This is a genomic window from Maribellus sp. CM-23 (assembly GCF_021354595.1).
In the GTDB taxonomy this organism is placed as follows: Bacteria; Bacteroidota; Bacteroidia; order Bacteroidales; family Prolixibacteraceae; genus Draconibacterium.
The window spans coordinates 420937-434782 of the sequence record NZ_JADWYJ010000002.1 but is presented as its reverse complement, the minus strand read 5'-3'; the positions used below and the strand labels follow the sequence as shown (position 1 = coordinate 434782).

Here is a 13846-nt window from a genome sequence, read left to right as displayed (position 1 = left end):
GGGGTTCGGTGGTACGCCAACTGCGTCCCGAGACTTCGGGATCGTTTCGCAGTTCCGTGTCCTTCGGACAGGAACGCTCTTCGAAATCCGCCCCGACAACATGTACCAACCGTTATAGCCAATGTTGGAAACAGCCAAACAGACATTTATTTTAAAAATGAGAGCAATGAAATATAAAGCATCACTTGACACTTTAACGAAAGGAATAACTATTGGAGTGTTTGTATTACTAATTGTAATTGGACAAATAAGTGTTAGAGCTTTATTCGCTTCACAAGGAGACACAACTACAATTTTGATTCACTCAGGAATACTATTATTATTTTTTATAATTCTATTGGGCAGTTGGCTTTATGCACCCCGGTTTTACACAATTGCAAATAACATACTGACAATTAACCGACCAATAGGAAAAGTAAAAATAAAACTTGGGGATATTAAGCAAGTTCGATTGCTTGCAGACAATGAAATGAAAGGACTAATCAGGACTTTCGGAGTTGGAGGATTATTTGGGTATTTTGGAAAGTTTCACGCAACTGGTTTTGGAAACATGACTTTTTATGCAACTCAACGAAAAAATAAAATTCTTATAGTGACAAATAATAGCAAAATAATTATTACTCCAGACAATAAGAATATAGTAGATAAATTAAACCTAAAATGACTTAACGAATAAAACACAGGCTATAACAAGGTACATATTGCAGGGCGGGGTTCGGTGGTACGCCAACTGCGTCCCGAGGCTTCGGGATCGTTTCGCCATTGCGTGTCCGCCAGCTGGCGGACATGAACGCTCTCCGAAATCCGCCCGGACAACATGTACTAACCGTTATAGCTTATTTTAAAAAGAACCCAAAAATTAACTAAAATGAAAACTCACTTAATTATTTTTATTCTTGCAATAATAGTTTTAGGATGCAATAAAGATGACTTTACAATTGATGAGAAGGCAAGCGTTGAAGGTTTATCATTGTACTGGGACCATGAAGTATTTGGAGAAGGAGGCAGAAGACTAAGGTTTGAATTTTATGAGAATATGGAATATGAAAACTCATTTGAATTAGTTTTTGATTATAAAATTGACGGAAAGAATATTACTATTTCTCTTATAGACAAGGTAGATAATGGGAAATGCCCAAAATTTCCAACACCCAATGGTATTGATTCATTATGCAGACCTAAAGGAAATTTCTTTATTCCAGACAATAAATTAATTGAAAATGATTATTTAGTAACTCTAAAGACATACGATTTTGAAGTCAAATCGAACTTAACTGTTAATGAAGATAAATTTATTTTAGAAATTCCGACTAATGAGAATTTTTTAAGTTCAATAACTACAGTATATCCCATCCCTGAGAATCTTTTATTCGGAGGTGTAGTTTTTAAAGGGACTGAAAATACCCAACAAGCAGCAGCGTTTTTTGAAGAATTGGAAACTATAGGTTTTGCAGTAACCTCTGTTCCTAATTATCCATACCGACATTTAAGAGTTGGAGACGATGGAAAACCAATAGACGAGCATTGGGAACCTGACAATCATAGTTTAAGCTTATTACGCGAAATGGACGCAGATTTTAAAAAAGCCTTTGATTTAGCCAAAGAATATTTTGATGTTACAAACTTGAATATCTATTTATACAGCAGTAATGGAGATGAGGCAAGACTAAGTAAAACTGACGGGATACGAGTAAAATATGCAGAATAAAAACAAGCTATAACACAGTACCTATTGCAGGGCGGGTTCAGCGGTACGCCAACTGCGTCCCGAGGCTTCGGGATCGTTTCGCAGTTCCGTATCCGCCAGCTGGCGGACAGGAACGCTCTCTCCCGAGTACTCGGGACCCCGACAACATGTACCAACCGCTACGTAATATTGAAAAAAGAAGATTGCAGCATAAATAATTATGACTACTTTTGATACTATCATATGATAGTATCAAGATTTTAAACTATGAACCCACCATACGAAATAACAGGTAAAATTTTAAATTTAATTGCTTCTATTTCAGAAAAAATTGGAGAAGTAAATGCTGCTCATTTATACAAACCTCCTACCGAATTAAGAAAAAGAAATCGGATAAAAACAATTCAGTCTTCATTGGAAATTGAAGGAAATACCTTGACTATTGAGCAAATTACAGACCTTCTTGACAACAAAAGAATTCTTGCTCCGAAAAAAGATATTTTAGAAGTCAAAAATGCAATCAAGGTTTATAATCAACTAAATAAATTCAAAGTATTCGAATTAAAATCGTTGTGTAAAGCACATGAGATTCTAATGAAAGATTTGATTGAAAATCCGGGGAAACTTCGAACCGGTTCAGTAGGAATTGTAAAGGGCAGCGATATCGCCCACATCGCACCACCTGGAGATATGGTTCATTCTTTAATGACTAATTTATTTGAATACCTTAAAAACGACAATGACTTAATTCTTATAAAAAGCTGTGTATTCCATTACGAATTTGAATTTATTCACCCTTTTATAGACGGTAATGGCAGAATGGGAAGACTTTGGCAAACCATGATTTTAAAGGAACACTCCCCTGTTTTTGAATTTCTACCGATTGAAAGTTTAGTGAAATTAAGACAACAAGAATATTACAATGTCCTTGGGAAATCGGACAAACAAGGAGCCTCTACTTCATTTATTGAATTCATGTTGGAAATTATACAAGATTCTTTGGAAGAGTTATTAAAAGTTCAAAATATAAGTTTGACCAACAACGACAGAATTTTGAACTTTAAAGAAATAATTGGCACGAAAGAATTTTCAAGACAAGATTATTTAAGGGCATTTAAAAATATATCTCCTGCAACTGCTAGTAGAGACCTGAAAATTGCTGTTGACGATGGAATTATTGAAAAACAAGGTGACAAAAGAACAACAAAATATAAATACAAATAAAAAACTAAACCTAACACAGTACCTATTGCAGGGCGGGGTTCGGTGGTACGCCAACTGCGTCCCGAGGCTTCGGGATCGCATCGCAGTTCCGTGTCCGCCAACTGGCGGAGGAACGCTCTCCGAAATCCGCAACGACAACTTATAAGTGACGGTTACAGCTAACTTTAAAAACCAAAAATATTGACCTAATCACAAATGGAAGAAGCTAAAAAATTCTATTCTCAAAGAGCCATTACAATTGCTACCTATTTTGGCGGACCGCTTGCAGCAGGTTACCTGGTAAAGAAAAATTTTGAGGTACTAGACCAATCTGACAATGCTCGAAAATCTTTAATAATAGGAATAATATCAAGTGTCTTATTATTTGCCGGAATATTTTCAATTCCCGAGCCAATAATTGACAAAATTCCCCAGCCACTAATTCCTTTAATCTACACTGGAATTATCTATTTAATTGTAGAACGACTTCAGGGCGAAAAATTAAAACAACACAAAGAATCTGGTGGTGAATTTTATTCTGGATGGAATGCTGCAGGTGTTGGAGCTATCGCTATGGTAATTCTTTTTGTAGGTATTGCGGTTGTTGCATTCTTTGCCGGAGACTTATCTAATAAAACTGCTGACTTTGACATTTCAACTTATGATAGAGAAGTTGAAAATTTTGTAGAGAATGAGAATAAGGCAGTTGCTGTTTTCAATGTGATTGAAACAGCGAAACCAGACTATTTAATTAAAGAATTCACAAAAGGAGTAGTACTGTGGAAAGAGAACAAGGAAATAGTTGGGAGATTGAATTCTATAGATAATCTACCCCAGGAACTAATTGAGCAAAATGCAAAGTTGATAAAATATTGCGATCTGAGAATTCAACAAAACGAGATAATTATCAAGGCCATTAGTGAAGATACGGACATATATGTATCAGAAATTGAGAAAATTGGATTAGAAATAAATGAAATATTGAATGAGCTAAAATAAAAGACTAGTTGTAATACAGGTAGTTGTTGTTCTACACAACAATGCTTGAGCACAGTTAAAACACCTTAATAAAACATGAAACTGACAGATAAGATCCATTTATTGCGCATTGATTTCGAGATCAGCTTAAGCCCCGAAAAGAAGATACCCCGCTTTGTAAATGTGGTGTTGATTTTCGGAAATAAAATAACCCTTGTTGATACGGGAGTGAAGGGGAGCGAGAAGGTGATATTCGATTATATAAAAGAGCAAAACCGCGATTTTTCGGAGATCGGTACAATCCTACTGTCTCATGCTCATCCTGACCATATCGGAAGTGCTGCAAAAATCAAAGAGCTGACCGGCTGCAAGGTTTGTTCGCACGAACTGGAACGGGACTGGATCGAAAACATCGATTTACAAAACTCAGAACGTCCGGTTCCCGGGTTTTACCATCTTGTGGATATGCCAGTGAGTGTGGATTGTTTTGTTTCAGACGGTCAGTCAATGGCCGTTGATGAGGCGATAACCATCCGGTTTATTCAATCGCCGGGGCATTCAAAAGGCTCGCTGAACCTGTTTTTTGTGGAGGATAAAATACTTTTCACGGCAGATTCGATACCCTTGAAAAATGACATTCCCAATTACGATAATTATTCTGATCTGATGCGTTCTTTAGCGAAAATTAAACGCAATCCCGAATTTGAAACATTACTTACCTCGTGGACTCCACCGATGTTTGAGCAGGATTCGATTAATAAGGTTCTTCAGGAAGGGGAGGAGTATATGAGGCATATTAATTCGGTGGTAGAAGAATGCTACAAAAGCGATGATGCCGGTACCTTGAACAATTGCAAAAAGGCAGTGGAAAAACTCGGATTGCCTCCTTTTTTAGTCGTGCCGGTGGTAGATAAGGCGTTTAAAAGTCATCTGAATTAAACCACGTAATTAGCTTGTTATGCGACGAGTAATGTTGTAAGCTTATAACCATGAAACAAAAATTACTACTGATTTCTGCTTTTTTACTGATCGTCTGGTGTTCTGCCGGGCAGGTGGCTGACCGGTTGGGTGTGAGCCTGGGAACTTCGTATGCCAGCCAGAAGTGGCAATACCGAAACATTTCGAACGATATGGAGCATGAGTACAAAGTGGGTTTGCAGGCTTTTGTTTTTGCAGAGAAAGATCTGGCCGAAATGATGAGCTTGCTTACGGGGCTGGGCTATATTCAGAAAGGCTTTAAAGATGAGTTCGTATTTACTTTTCCCGATGCCTCGGTGGCAGATGTCAGGAACGACAAAGTGGTTTTGCACAACCTGGCACTTGATCTTGGGGTAAAAATTCGCCCCTTCAGTAGCACGCATTTGCCTTACCTGTTGCTGGGGGGCCGGGCCGACTACCTGCTGTCGTACAAAGATGCTGTAATTGTTGAACCGGAATCAGGGATTAAAATCAACGTCTACGAACCGGCACTGGAAAAGTTTAATAAATTCAATGTGAGTGCGCTGGTGGGGCTGGGGATCGAATTCAATGACTTCCTGTTTTTTGAGCTGGAGTATAATCCCGGTCTTACCCGGAACTTTAAAAGCGAAGGCCTGACTGTACGGGACCAGTGCTGGGGGGCAAAGCTGGGGGTGTATCTGAACCGCTGGGTAGATTGAACCCAAGGGGCTAAAATGGCCGGATCCGTTTTAGTTTGCCCGGACTGTAGTTGTAGTGCTTTTTGAGTTCATCCGTTGTTTTGTTCCACGAACTGTCGCAACGGTTGAATCCGCCGGTAATTATTTTGCATTCAAATGAATCTACTGCCATAAAGATAAGATCGTATAAGTTTTGGTTGGAATCGTTTATTTATTATCTGCCTGTAATTATGTTGTTTTGAATATTTCTGTCAGAAAATATTTGTTTAGATAGTCAAATATAATAAGCCCGGCGGAATAAAAGGGAGTGAACATGGGCAGAAAGCCGGGCAAAAGCGAATAAAAACAGGTGTATTTGTAAAAGTCAATAAATCAATTTTTCTATATTCATACCAAAAGGTCAAGCTTATGTTGTTAAGAGTTAGTTTACTGTGCTTACTGATGGTGGCCATTTTTACCGGGGCAACAAGCCAGTCAAAAACAGATTATACCGTTAAAGTGAATGATCATCTACGTGCCGAACAGATAAAGGAAATGAAATGGGGGATGTTTATTTGCTGGTCGTTCAGTACTTTTTACGGAAGCGAATGGACGCCAACACTCGATAAAGATGCCGGGTATTTTAAAGCCACCGGTTGTGATACCGATCAGTGGTGCAAAACTGCTAAAGATGCCGGTATGGGCTACATCCTTTTTCTGACCAAGCACCACGATGGCTTTTGTTTGTGGGATACAGAAACCACCGATAAAAAGGTAACGAATAGTGAATTGGGTATTGATGTTTTGGCAATGCTTCGGAAATCGTGCGATAAATACGGGATTAAACTGGCGCTGTATTTTTCTGAAGGCGACTGGAACTGGCCGGGAGCTGTGGATGGCAAAGGCTGGCGGTCGGGGAGAAGTATTAATCCCGAAATGAAAAAAGTCCAGTTAGAGGAACTTTGCACAAAATATGGTCCCATCGAGTTCTTCTGGATGGATCATGCTGTTGGCGATGGTGGTTTATCGCACAAGGAAACCGTCGATTTTATTCACCAGTTTCAGCCCAACTGTTTTATCGGATTTAATACCGGAGAAACAGCAGGTCGGTTAAACCTGCGGGAACGTGGACGCCCGGGACCAATCGGCGATAAAAGTACCGTTTGGAATGAAGATCATTTAAAAGACAGTTATGACAATTTTCTGGTTGCTGAATTTACCTATCCGATTCTGCCAAAACATGAAGGCGGTGCCGACTGGTTTTATTCATTGCCCAAACACGATACGCTTTGTCATTCAGCAGAAAAATTGTACAACGATTATGTGGGAGCGGTTAAGTATGGAAATATTTTTTCAATCGATGTGGGGCCTGATTATGCGGGGAGGATTCGGGAGATTGATGTGAAAACACTGAAACAGGTGGGCGAAATGATCCGCACCAATAAATAAACAGGTATGATGATGAAGCATTTTCAGCAAACTGTAACTTTTTTAATTACTGTTACTGTTTTCGGATGCAGCCAGCCAAATCCGCCGGAACCGTATGGCGTTCTTCCTTCACAGGCACAGCTTGCCTGGCACGAAATGGAATATTACAGCCTGGTTTGCTACGGACTGAATACCTACACCGAAGAAGAATGGGCTTATGGCGACGTAGATCCGAAACTGTTCAATCCCGGGGATTTAAATACCGATCAGTGGGCGCAAACTGCCAGCGAAGCCGGAATGAAAGGGATGATCCTGGTGGCCAAGCACCACGACGGGTTTTGCCTGTGGCCGAGCCAATACACGGACTACTCGGTAAAAGCAACGCCGTGGAAAAACGGGCAGGGCGATGTGTTGGGCGACCTGGCACAATCGTGCAAAAAATATGGGTTGAAATTAGGCGTATACCTTTCTCCCTGGGACCGAAATCATGCTGAGTACGGTCGCCCGGAATACGTGGATTACTATTACCGGCAGCTGGAAGAATTACTGACCGGCTACGGCGATATTTTTGAATTTTGGATCGACGGAGCCAACGGAGGAACCGGCTATTACGGCGGTGCCAACGAACGCCGGAACATCGATGCCAAAACCTATTACGGCTACGATTCCATTTTTTCGATTGTGGAGAAATACCAACCCAATGCGGTTATTTTTAGCGATGTAGGACCGGGGACCCGTTGGGTGGGGAATGAAAACGGCGTGGGTGGCGCAACCAACTGGAATACGATAAGTCCCGGAGATAAGTCGCCCGGAACATCGGATAGCGAATATGTAAAAAAGCTTTCAAGCGGAGATGAAGGTGGTGAAAAGTGGATACCGGCCGAAGTGAATACCACGCTGCTGTGGCCCAAAGCCTGGTATTATCATACAGGGCACCCGGTGCGAAGCCTTGCCAACCTGATGGATCTTTATTACACCTCGGTGGGATGCGGCTCGCCCCTGAATCTGGGGCTTGCGATTTCACCGGACGGCTTGATACGCGAAGCCGACCGGAGGGCCTTGCTGAAATTTGGAGAACAGGTAAAACGTGAATTTGAGAACAACCTTCTTTTGGGGGCAAAAGTAACTGCTAACAATGAACGTGGAAGAGCATACAGCGCCGGGCAAGTTGCCGACAACAATTCAGAAACCTATTGGGCAACAGCTGACGGTGTGCAAAAGGCAACCCTGGAAATTGATTTTGGGCAAGAAACCGTTTTCAACCGCCTGATGTTACAGGAATACATTGCCCTTGGACAACGGGTGAGTGAATTTTCGTTTGAGATTGAAAAGAACGGAGAATTTGTTGAGATAGCTAGTGGAACGACTGTTGGCTACAAGCGTCTGCTGCGTTTTGAAGATGTGACGACCCAAAAAGCCAGGCTGACCATGGCAACTAACGCACCTTCTTTAACCTTGTCGAACATGGGGGTGTATCAGGCTCCTGCTTTGGTACCCGATCCGCTTCCTTCCATTGACTTAGAGGGCAAGCTGAGCTTTGCTTTAACCAAAGGAATTTCGGTGTATTATGCACTGGGCGAAAATCCCGGTTCAAGCGAATTCAAAAAATATACAAGTCTTGTTTTTATGCCCGGGGGAGGTAAAGTGCATTGTTTCTCGAAGGATGAGAAGACCGGGTTCTGTACCGATAAAATAGTAGCTGAATTTGGCGTGGCGCGCAACAAATGGAAGATTGTTTCGGTTGACGGGCAAGCAAATGATGCGGGGAAATTCATCATGGATAATGATCCGGAAAGTTTTCTGCTTACCGGTGAGCGGCCGGCAAAACATCCGCACGAGCTCATTATCGACATGGCGGAACTTCGCGGTATAAATGCTTTTTCGTACCTGCCGCGGCAGGATGGAGAAAAGGAGGGGATCATATACGAATATGAGTTTTGGGGAAGCGAGGATGGTTCTGATTGGTTTGAACTTTCCCGGGGAACCTTTAGCAACATTGAAAATAACCCCAATCGCAGAATCGTTCCATTCGGTACACAGGTAAAAGCCCGGTATGTAAAAATGCTTGCCTTGTCGGATGTCAGGGAAAGCGGAAAAGCGTCGTGGGCCGAAGTGGAGGTGTTTGCTGAATAGTAAAATCCGGTTCACTCAATTGCTGTTTATATCGACCTTCAAAATAGTAAGTACACAGATTGGGGTAACCCGGAACGAGGGTTTTTTATGGAATGAAGTATGGACTCAAAAACCGAAAACCTCTATCTTTGAATTTCTGTTTGGTGCTTGGGAATAGCGGCCATTCTGAAAACAGAACAAAAATAAAGTCAGCATGCGATTGAATTTGAATCGACGGATTTGGATGCTAACGGGGCTCTTTCTGCTGATGACAGGAAGTTTGATGGGGCAATCCAACAAGTTTAGAATTATTGAACTGAGAGGTCACAGTGGTTCCCATTTGTATGGCGGGGAAAGTTTGGATGAATTTCTCAAAGATGGCTACTCATCCGGCGAAATTCGTTATGGGTGGCAGTCGGACAGCGAATCGGAATGGTCGGCTAAATATGGCCAGCCGATGTATGGTATCGGGCTTTACAGCGGTAACATCGGTAATGCCGATATTTTTGGAAATCCTAATGCCATATTTGGGTGGATGACTTTTCAAACCAGCAAACCCCATCGGCGTAATGTGTTTGAGATAAGTCCGGCTTTTGGCTTAACCTATAACCTTCAGCCATACAACGAAGCGACAAACCCACTGAACGATGCCATCGGATCGCGTTTTGCCGTCTACTTTAACATGCATGCCGGTTTTTCGTACCAGCTTACCCGCGAGCTTGATTTGATCTATGGAATCGATATCACGCATTTCTCCAACGGAAGGACTTTTGTGCCAAACTGGGGCCTGAATATGTTGGGCTTAAACGTGGGGCTCCGCTACCATTACAACCGCTTACAAAAACAGGTGGATCCGGCTCCGTATCCCAAAACCGTTGTGGAGGCACGCCGAAAACGGATTCCTAAACAGGCCAATGAATTGATTGGTCAGAATAGCGTTTCATTTTATGCCGCCATGGGAACCGTGCAGAATTATGCGGAGGATGGTATTGTTGGTGTGAACCGTTATTTGGCTTATTCCGGTGTATTGGATTATGAATACCGTTATAATACAATGCTTTCCTTTTTAGCCGGATTCGATTTTTTTAGGGATGAGAGTTTGATGCCCAGGTATCCAAAATCCGGGGATCAAAATCTGTTAGGTGTTCATGGCGGTGCAGCCTTTCATTTTTGGAGATTGGCTATTTTGCTGGAAGTTGGAACCTACCTGGGAGACGACAAAGGAAAAGACCCGTTGTTTTTACGGCCTGCATTGCGGTTTGACTGGACAAAACACCTGGATCTGCAACTGGGCTTGAAAACACGTCACGGAACTAGTGCCGACTGGATTGAAACCGGTGTGGTAATAACGCCTTTTAACTGGTAGACGCCAATGGCGAAAATTCCGGGTTACCGGTTGCGAAAGCCATTTGTTAGCTTCTGATGTTTTCCACGCTCATCAATCGGATATGGGCGCCGTACTGCAGGGCATTGAGCGGTACCACGATGTTACTTTTTCTGCCAGTTCCCTTACTTTTTCAGGATATGCGGCAGCAAGGTTGTTGTTTTCTCCCGGGTCTGAAACAATGTTGTACAACTCCGGACGGCTTCCGTCGTAATCGCACAATAGTTTCCAGTCGCCTTCACGAACAGCCAGGTCGGGGAGGCTGTCAAATCCGTAAAACTTCTTTCTGTCGGGCGGGCGGCTGTAAAAAATAGGCATCTGTCGCGAAGCAGCAGATTCTCCCAGCAGGGTTCCCACAAGGTTTTCACCATCGCAAAGCGAATTTTCGGGCTTGCCGGTTCCTGTGAACTCAAGCAGGGACGGGCGAATGTCAATGGCAGAAAAAACAGATTCCTTGTTTCTGGTTCCCTGTATTTTTTCTTCCATAAATCCGGGCCCCCAGGCAATTAACGAAGAGCGGATTCCTCCTTCGTACAAATGTGCTTTGTAGCCTTTCAGATTACCGGCTCTTCCGGCTCCTTTTTCCGGCCCATTGTCCGAACAGAACAAAATCAGGGTATTGTTGCGAAGGTTTTCATTGTTTTGAATGTAGTCGAACAATTTGCCAAACTGCTGGTCCATGGCTTCGAGTACGGCCAGGTACAAGCCTCTTTTTCCGGCTTCTTTTGCCAGCCCGTATTCTTCATAAGGTGGCCAGAAGGGGCTGTGTACATCATCGGGCCAAATATTTACATAAAAAGGTTGCTGTGCTTGTTCGGCCTTACCGATAAATTGAATAGCTGAATCAATAAAGCCGGTTGTAATTTCAGAACGTTGCATCCAGGTAAAAGGCTGTCCCAGTTTTTCCGCTCCTTCCCAAATACGTCCCACTTTCCCGGTTTCATCTTTAGTTAGGGGAAGCAGTTTGGCCCCCATTCCTTCAAAGTTGGTGAGCGACTGGTCGAAACCATAATCGCTAATGGGCGGGGCGTCTGTTACATCGCGTTGTCCACCCATGTGCCATTTCCCAAAATGCCCCGTAGTGTAGCCGGCATCGTGGAGATCTCGTGCCAGCATAGGAGCCGAAGTGCTGAGCCAGTTGGCCATGCCGCGTTCCTTGTTTCGCTGGCTGAATTCGAGGTAAGAGGTAATATTCCAGCGTTGTGGATAGGTTCCGGTTGAAATGGCTACCCGCGACGGAGAACATATCGGGGCATTCACATAAAACTGTTCGAAACAAATACCTTCCGAAGCCAGCTTGTCGATATTGGGTGTTTGGGCGTCGGTATTGCCAAAGCACGAAAGGTCGGACCAGCCCATGTCGTCGATAAATATCAGAATTACATTGGGTTTCTGAGCGGAATTCTTTGGAGAGCATCCAATCGTAAAAAGTAGGGAGCCGACAATAGCCAGGAAAAATATTTTTCTCATTTTTTAGTTGATTTATGGTACTTCAGCGTCTTTGACCCGCGAATATAGCCATTGTAGCCCAAATGCTCAATGAATCCACATCCTATTTTGCCTCGGAAATCATCCGGCTCTTTTGTAAGCAGAGACCTGGCTGATACATTTTACATTGTCTGAGAGAAGATCTTCTATTGCTCCTGCTGGACGGAAATTTTAACAACGGTGCTAGCGCCGAATGTTTTCAACATCCATCAACGGCATATTGTCGATCTCCTGGAGGGCGTTGATCAAGCCTATTTTTGAATATTTTCCCAGGTCGTCGAGTGTAATGCGGCAAACCTTTAGTTTTCCTTCCGAAAGCAGGCGGGCACGTTGAGTACCGGGTAAAAGAGGCGTGTCGGGTGTCCACCATTCGTTGCCGTCAAAAAATACCGGGTTGGCTGTGTAGCTATCGGTAATACAGTTGTTTTTTACAATCAGGATATCGTCGCAATCACCTCTCTGGATAAACAGCTCAGTGAGCTTTTCGCGGTCGGCGTATTTGTAGGCATAATCGATCGTATCGTTTTTTACTACTTGCAGACATTGGATCGTCCTGTATTCATGCGGTAAAAACTCGATCTTTTCAATTTGTTCCGAATATAAAACGCGGCATTTAAACAGGCCGTTTTTACATTCATCGGGTACCTGAATCTGGTCTTTGAGTAAAACAGTATCGGTACAGCCCAGGAAGTTTTTCCTGACCAGGTTAAAGCGGCTTTGGTGGTAGGGGAGGTTATAAAGTTCTCCATTCAGAGACTTAATGGTTTCAATCAATAATTGGGACATACACTTTTTTTAAAAGTTCTTCGTATTCTTTTTCTGCGTCGCTCATAAATGTAATTCCGCCTCCGCTTTTGTACACCAGTTGCCCGTTTTCATTTTCGATGTAGCGGATGAGTACACAACTGTCGAGATTGTGGCCATCGAAATAACCGAAAATACCGGTGTAAAAACCGCGCTGGTAATTTTCAGCTGCCCGGATGATCTCCACGGTTTTCTTTTTAGGCGCTCCCGAAATCGACCCTGCAGGGAGGAGTGTAAAAAGGATATCGCCGATGCTTTGGGCATAATTCACGGGAAGATCGCCGGTAATTTTTGAGCTCACCTGCCACAAATCGCGCTGACTGGTTTTAATGCGGTCGAGGTAACGGAATTTTTCTACCGTCACGTTTTCGGCCACCAGGCTCAGGTCGTTGCGTATCAGGTCTACAATGGTGTTGTGCTCGGCCAGTTCTTTCGAATCTTTCAGTAATTCTTCCTGTGCATCCTCGCAATCGGCATCGATGGTTCCCTTCATCGGGAAAGAAGCGATTTTGCCCTGCCTGATCTGCACAAAGGTTTCGGGCGAAAAGCACACAAACCTATCTTTTAGCAGAAGCTTGTAGCGGGCTGAACTCAGGTGGAAAATTTCTTCGAGCGAAAGGTTGCAGTTGATGGAGGTAGGGCGGGTGTAGTTGAGTAAATAGGTGTCACCGTTGTGAATGTGGTATTGCACCCGGTCAAAGCCTTTTTGGTAATCCTCAAAAGAGACGGGATGTGTTTCCCATTTTTCTATAGTGGAGTCCGGCTTCTTCGGCGTGAAGTTAGCTTTCTGTCCCGCCTGCCAGAGCAGCTGAGAATCGTCACCAGGCGGCAAAATAATGGCTTCCTTTTCTTCAAAGTCGATCAGGAAAACAAAGGCTTCTCCCTTACTTCCCAAAGCATTCATTTGCTGTCCTATTTCCTCCCTGATATCCATCTTGCGGGCGCAAAGATAAAAAAGCTTACGGGATTTTGTATTAGCATAATAATGAACGGGGTGTTGCAGTGATGCCGTGTAGCAGTTTATGTATTTCAGGGATTGTTATTGATTGAAACCACGCAGCACGCAGTTGGCTTCGGAATCCGTCCGTCAAAACGGGATGGATTCCTCGCCATAACGTTCGATAGAAAAGTACTATGCAGCGGACA

Annotated in this window: 13 protein-coding genes; 9 read left to right on the top strand and 4 right to left on the bottom strand. The window is 43.1% G+C overall.

Annotated elements, in window-relative coordinates:
• Window positions 1-166 precede the first annotated feature (166 nt).
• From INQ51_RS09150 to INQ51_RS09125, 6 genes are all read left to right on the top strand, one after another.
• Window positions 167-664 carry a PH domain-containing protein gene (locus INQ51_RS09150; RefSeq protein WP_233377668.1) on the top strand — a complete coding sequence of 166 codons (498 nt, stop codon included), beginning with the start codon at window positions 167-169 and terminating at the stop codon, window positions 662-664.
• A 204-nt stretch (window positions 665-868) separates the two neighbouring features.
• A complete protein-coding gene (locus INQ51_RS09145; RefSeq protein ID WP_233377667.1) occupies window positions 869-1708 on the top strand; it encodes a hypothetical protein in 840 nt (279 codons plus the stop codon).
• A 246-nt stretch (window positions 1709-1954) separates the two neighbouring features.
• On the top strand, window positions 1955-2911 hold the full coding sequence (locus tag INQ51_RS09140; RefSeq protein ID WP_233377666.1) for a Fic family protein: 957 nt from the start codon (window positions 1955-1957) through the stop codon (window positions 2909-2911).
• 195 nt (window positions 2912-3106) lie between these two features.
• Window positions 3107-3889, top strand: coding sequence for a hypothetical protein (locus tag INQ51_RS09135; RefSeq protein WP_233377665.1), 783 nt, complete (start codon window positions 3107-3109; stop codon window positions 3887-3889).
• A gap of 75 nt (window positions 3890-3964) precedes the next feature.
• Window positions 3965-4807, top strand: a complete 843-nt coding sequence (locus INQ51_RS09130; protein WP_233377664.1) for an MBL fold metallo-hydrolase — start codon at window positions 3965-3967, stop codon at window positions 4805-4807.
• A gap of 50 nt (window positions 4808-4857) precedes the next feature.
• Entirely contained in the window at window positions 4858-5526 is a 669-nt protein-coding gene (locus tag INQ51_RS09125; protein ID WP_233377663.1) for a porin family protein, read from the top strand.
• 10 nt (window positions 5527-5536) lie between these two features.
• On the opposite strand, the gene INQ51_RS09120 is transcribed toward INQ51_RS09125, so the two are convergent.
• Window positions 5537-5677 carry a hypothetical protein gene (locus INQ51_RS09120; RefSeq protein ID WP_233377662.1) on the bottom strand — a complete coding sequence of 47 codons (141 nt, stop codon included), beginning with the start codon at window positions 5675-5677 and terminating at the stop codon, window positions 5537-5539.
• 236 nt (window positions 5678-5913) lie between these two features.
• Between INQ51_RS09120 and INQ51_RS09115 the strand changes: the two genes are divergently transcribed.
• From INQ51_RS09115 to INQ51_RS09105, 3 genes are all read left to right on the top strand, one after another.
• Window positions 5914-6933 (top strand): alpha-L-fucosidase, encoded by a 1020-nt coding sequence (locus INQ51_RS09115; protein WP_233377661.1) that lies wholly within the window; start codon window positions 5914-5916, stop codon window positions 6931-6933.
• 6 nt (window positions 6934-6939) lie between these two features.
• Entirely contained in the window at window positions 6940-9045 is a 2106-nt protein-coding gene (locus tag INQ51_RS09110) for an alpha-L-fucosidase (RefSeq protein ID WP_233377660.1), read from the top strand.
• A gap of 193 nt (window positions 9046-9238) precedes the next feature.
• A complete protein-coding gene (locus tag INQ51_RS09105; RefSeq protein ID WP_233377659.1) occupies window positions 9239-10390 on the top strand; it encodes an acyloxyacyl hydrolase in 1152 nt (383 codons plus the stop codon).
• A gap of 72 nt (window positions 10391-10462) precedes the next feature.
• Here INQ51_RS09105 and INQ51_RS09100 read toward each other — a convergent pair whose 3' ends face one another.
• The 3 genes from INQ51_RS09100 to INQ51_RS09090 form a co-directional block, all read right to left on the bottom strand.
• Complete coding sequence (locus tag INQ51_RS09100) at window positions 10463-11878, bottom strand: sulfatase-like hydrolase/transferase (RefSeq protein ID WP_233377658.1); 1416 nt, start codon at window positions 11876-11878, stop codon at window positions 10463-10465.
• A 201-nt stretch (window positions 11879-12079) separates the two neighbouring features.
• The gene (locus INQ51_RS09095) at window positions 12080-12682 is read right to left on the bottom strand and encodes an aminotransferase class IV (protein WP_233377657.1); all 603 of its coding nucleotides are present in this window, start codon (window positions 12680-12682) and stop codon (window positions 12080-12082) included.
• Window positions 12663-13634 carry an aminodeoxychorismate synthase component I gene (locus tag INQ51_RS09090; RefSeq protein WP_233377656.1) on the bottom strand — a complete coding sequence of 324 codons (972 nt, stop codon included), beginning with the start codon at window positions 13632-13634 and terminating at the stop codon, window positions 12663-12665. Before INQ51_RS09090 ends, INQ51_RS09095 begins: the two co-directional genes overlap by 20 nt.
• Window positions 13635-13846 lie beyond the last annotated feature (212 nt).

What these genes read in the sequence shown, in the direction of transcription:
- INQ51_RS09120 (WP_233377662.1), bottom strand. Translation starts at nt 5,677, where the DNA reads ATGGCAGTAGATTCATTTGAATGCAAAATAATTACCGGCGGATTCAAC.
- INQ51_RS09090 (WP_233377656.1), bottom strand. Translation starts at nt 13,634, where the DNA reads ATGGATATCAGGGAGGAAATAGGACAGCAAATGAATGCTTTGGGAAGT.
- INQ51_RS09140 (WP_233377666.1), top strand. Translation starts at nt 1,955, where the DNA reads ATGAACCCACCATACGAAATAACAGGTAAAATTTTAAATTTAATTGCT.
- INQ51_RS09130 (WP_233377664.1), top strand. Translation starts at nt 3,965, where the DNA reads ATGAAACTGACAGATAAGATCCATTTATTGCGCATTGATTTCGAGATC.
- INQ51_RS09115 (WP_233377661.1), top strand. Translation starts at nt 5,914, where the DNA reads ATGTTGTTAAGAGTTAGTTTACTGTGCTTACTGATGGTGGCCATTTTT.
- INQ51_RS09100 (WP_233377658.1), bottom strand. Translation starts at nt 11,878, where the DNA reads ATGAGAAAAATATTTTTCCTGGCTATTGTCGGCTCCCTACTTTTTACG.
- INQ51_RS09145 (WP_233377667.1), top strand. Translation starts at nt 869, where the DNA reads ATGAAAACTCACTTAATTATTTTTATTCTTGCAATAATAGTTTTAGGA.
- INQ51_RS09105 (WP_233377659.1), top strand. Translation starts at nt 9,239, where the DNA reads ATGCGATTGAATTTGAATCGACGGATTTGGATGCTAACGGGGCTCTTT.
- INQ51_RS09110 (WP_233377660.1), top strand. Translation starts at nt 6,940, where the DNA reads ATGATGATGAAGCATTTTCAGCAAACTGTAACTTTTTTAATTACTGTT.
- INQ51_RS09095 (WP_233377657.1), bottom strand. Translation starts at nt 12,682, where the DNA reads ATGTCCCAATTATTGATTGAAACCATTAAGTCTCTGAATGGAGAACTT.
- INQ51_RS09135 (WP_233377665.1), top strand. Translation starts at nt 3,107, where the DNA reads ATGGAAGAAGCTAAAAAATTCTATTCTCAAAGAGCCATTACAATTGCT.
- INQ51_RS09150 (WP_233377668.1), top strand. Translation starts at nt 167, where the DNA reads ATGAAATATAAAGCATCACTTGACACTTTAACGAAAGGAATAACTATT.
- INQ51_RS09125 (WP_233377663.1), top strand. Translation starts at nt 4,858, where the DNA reads ATGAAACAAAAATTACTACTGATTTCTGCTTTTTTACTGATCGTCTGG.